We start from the raw sequence: 2,790 nt of genomic DNA, 5'->3' as shown, positions 1-2,790 counted from the left end.
AAGTAAAACCTTAGAATTGCTAATCAATTGAGATCGAACATCTAATGCGGGAATGTTCCAAGCATCGCTAAGTAGATTGACTGTTATTTCGAAATCCCATGGCATTACCGAACGGCCATCTAACTGAGCAAAAGGACCGTCGCTTTCAGGAACGACTTTGTCCTTCGGGAGCCTTTTAGCTAATGCTTTTCCTGCTGCAGAATTAAAAGCAGCTGGGCCGATACTGAACCAACAGCCTTGAGAAGTTGCAGCGTTAAGCTCAGCGATCGATCCGGTGAACCAATGTAATACAGGGATACCGTGGTCAGGATACTCCTTGAGTAGTGATAATACATCTGGAACTGCTTGCCTCGAATGAATGCTGAGTGTCTTGGTCTATAGAACGCGATTTTGCCAGGGTTCGGGGATTATCCGGGATCGTGGTGTTCGATGAGCAACGAGTCCCCAGCAAAGGTGGGCAGTAGTATTTACTGCGGGTGCTGCAGATTTTCCCCTACTGGCTTGACGAACACCAGCAACCCCATCAGCAGCTCGCGAGTTCCTGGGACCTCAACGCCCCCCTCACGTGGCGAGACCTACTCTGCCGTCCTTGGTGTCAATTAGTCGCCCGACATCAACGCAGTATCGATGCTTGAGACTACTCGTATCGAACGCTTGCCTAGCGACACTCGCCGAGCTCTTGGAGAAGACTGTCGGTTAGATACGCCGCTCATGCGAGGCCTTATCAACAACTGATGGGATATTGTGCTATCTGATTGATTCTTGATACTATTTAGTACGTTTACTCGCTTTTAAGCCGAACGATTGACCATTACTCCGCTCTACTTCCTCAATACCACCGATGCACTGACGTTGATAACCGAGTTCGGTACCGCTACTGATGAGCCGTCTATCGTGACCTTACTCCGCTCACTCTGTCAGCAGATGGGGTTTGACCATTTTCGATTGGGGTTCATTTCACCCAGCTCGATACAGCGCCCTGACGTACGGATTTTCAATGGCTGTCCTGGCCCGTGGGTGCAGACCTATGATGAGAAGGGTTTGTTTGCTGTGGATCCTGTAGTGCGCAAAGGGATGGCTCAGAGCATGCCGATATTGTGGGCCAATCTCATCGCCGAGTGTTACGACTAACACGATACAGCTGGATTGGAGGTCATGATGCTAGCCCAAGAAGCTGGACTACGTGATGGCATCACCATCCCCTGGCATGGGCCTAATGGCCATGTAGGGTTGCTCTCTCTCATCACACGCACACCACGTACTGAACATCAATGGCTCAGCGCGATCCCATTTCTGAGTTGGCTATCAAGCCATGTCTTCGAAGCTGTCGCACGGGTGTGTGCGTCAGCCATGCAACCTCGTGGCTCTTTGAGCTTGCGGGAGTTGGAGGTCTGTCGGTGGGCTGCCGAGGGGAAGCAAGTCAGTGATATCGCCAAAATCCTGGGCGCTCAAGCAGGGGCTGGTGCGGCTCAATATCGATGCTGCGTTGGTGGAAAATGTTGATGAGGGCGGTCAATAGTTCTGACTGGCGCAATTTGTTGCCCACCTGCTAGGTTAAATCACTACCTGAGCAATATTTACTGAGATATGTGCGCTGCTTGAGCGAAAACTTGCTCAGAATTGTGCGGTTGAGGCTATGGATTACCGGTAAGTGACTGATAAATAACAGTTCGAAAAAGTGGCGTGGTCGCTGCTTAAGGTTGGTCGAGTGCTATCTCGTTTAACCAACCTATTTAGGAGCATACACATGCCAACTCCATGTTATATCAGCATCGAAGGTAAAACCCAGGGTAACATCACCGCTGGTGCCTTCACTTCCGATTCCGTCGGCAACATCTTCGTACAAGGTCACGAAGACGAGATGCTGGTACAAGAGTTCAATCACCAGGTCACCGTACCGACTGATCCGCAATCCGGTCAGCCAGCCGGTCAGCGTGTCCACAAGCCGTTCAAGTTCACCGTGGCGCTGAACAAAGCCGTACCGCTGATGTACAACTCCCTGGCTTCCGGCGAAATGCTGCCGAAAGTGACCCTGAAGTGGTACCGCACCTCCGTTGAGGGCAAGCAGGAGCACTTCTTCTCTACCGTGCTGACCGATGCCACTATCGTTGACATCGACTGCCAGATGCCCCACTGCCAGGACCCGGCGAAGTCTGACTTCACCCAGCTTATCCAGGTCTCTCTGGCTTACCGCAAGATTGACTGGGAACACACCGTTGCCGGTACCTCTGGTGCTGACGACTGGCGTGCGCCTATCGAGGCCTAAGCCTCCCTTTCTTACTTTGGTATTCCTTGTAGTAAATCTTGTACTGTTTGGCCGGTGTGCAACCGGCCTATCAGCCCGTGCGTTCTCCGGCCAGCCGTTGGCTGCCGGAGCTTTTATGTTTTGCCATCCCCCTGGTATGACGCCGGTGTCTTGTATAGCGAGTGCGGTGTGATGGCAAAGCACACAAGAGGTTTGAATTATGTGTCCCTCCATTGCACTGCTCGGTGACATTGGCACCGACCACGATGGCTTTCCACCGACCCCGGTGATAGCCGCCAGTCCTGATGTCTTTCTCGATGGTAAGCCAGTGGCCCGTCAGGGCGACCCACTGGCGCCCCACGACAAGCCCAACAACCCGCCACATTCACGGGCAATTGCCAGTGGTGTGGGTTCTGTGCTGGTGAATGGCAAACCCATCGCCGTCACCGGCACGGCAGTGGATTGTGGTGGCGTGGTGATTGGTTCCGGTAGCGGACAGGCAGGATAAGGAACAGAGTCATGGCGCAAAGCACAGGATTACAATT

General features: G+C 52.7%; 3 protein-coding genes and 1 pseudogene. 3 read left to right on the top strand and 1 reads right to left on the bottom strand.

Going from position 1 to position 2,790, the window contains the following annotated elements:
- Nucleotides 1-360: TatD family hydrolase (locus DBR30_RS22800; protein WP_146181368.1), on the bottom strand; the 360-nt coding region annotated here is incomplete at its 3' end.
- 564 nt (nucleotides 361-924) lie between these two features.
- Here DBR30_RS22800 and DBR30_RS07710 point away from each other — a divergent pair.
- The 3 genes and pseudogenes from DBR30_RS07710 to DBR30_RS07700 all read left to right on the top strand — a co-directional run bounded on the left by DBR30_RS07710 (nucleotide 925) and on the right by DBR30_RS07700 (nucleotide 2,753).
- Nucleotides 925-1,503: pseudogene (locus tag DBR30_RS07710) on the top strand (helix-turn-helix transcriptional regulator).
- A 244-nt stretch (nucleotides 1,504-1,747) separates the two neighbouring features.
- Complete coding sequence (gene hcp1, locus DBR30_RS07705; protein WP_042019066.1) at nucleotides 1,748-2,266, top strand: type VI secretion system effector Hcp1; 519 nt, start codon at nucleotides 1,748-1,750, stop codon at nucleotides 2,264-2,266.
- A 199-nt stretch (nucleotides 2,267-2,465) separates the two neighbouring features.
- Nucleotides 2,466-2,753, top strand: a complete 288-nt coding sequence (locus DBR30_RS07700; protein WP_108588279.1) for a type VI secretion system PAAR protein — start codon at nucleotides 2,466-2,468, stop codon at nucleotides 2,751-2,753.
- Nucleotides 2,754-2,790 lie beyond the last annotated feature (37 nt).

It is taken from the genome of Aeromonas sp. HMWF017 (genome assembly GCF_003061465.1).
In the GTDB taxonomy this organism is placed as follows: Bacteria; Pseudomonadota; Gammaproteobacteria; order Enterobacterales; family Aeromonadaceae; genus Aeromonas; species Aeromonas veronii.
This window is presented reverse-complemented; position numbering and strand designations above follow the sequence as displayed.

What these genes read in the sequence shown, in the direction of transcription:
- hcp1 (WP_042019066.1), top strand. Translation starts at nt 1,748, where the DNA reads ATGCCAACTCCATGTTATATCAGCATCGAAGGTAAAACCCAGGGTAAC.
- DBR30_RS07700 (WP_108588279.1), top strand. Translation starts at nt 2,466, where the DNA reads ATGTGTCCCTCCATTGCACTGCTCGGTGACATTGGCACCGACCACGAT.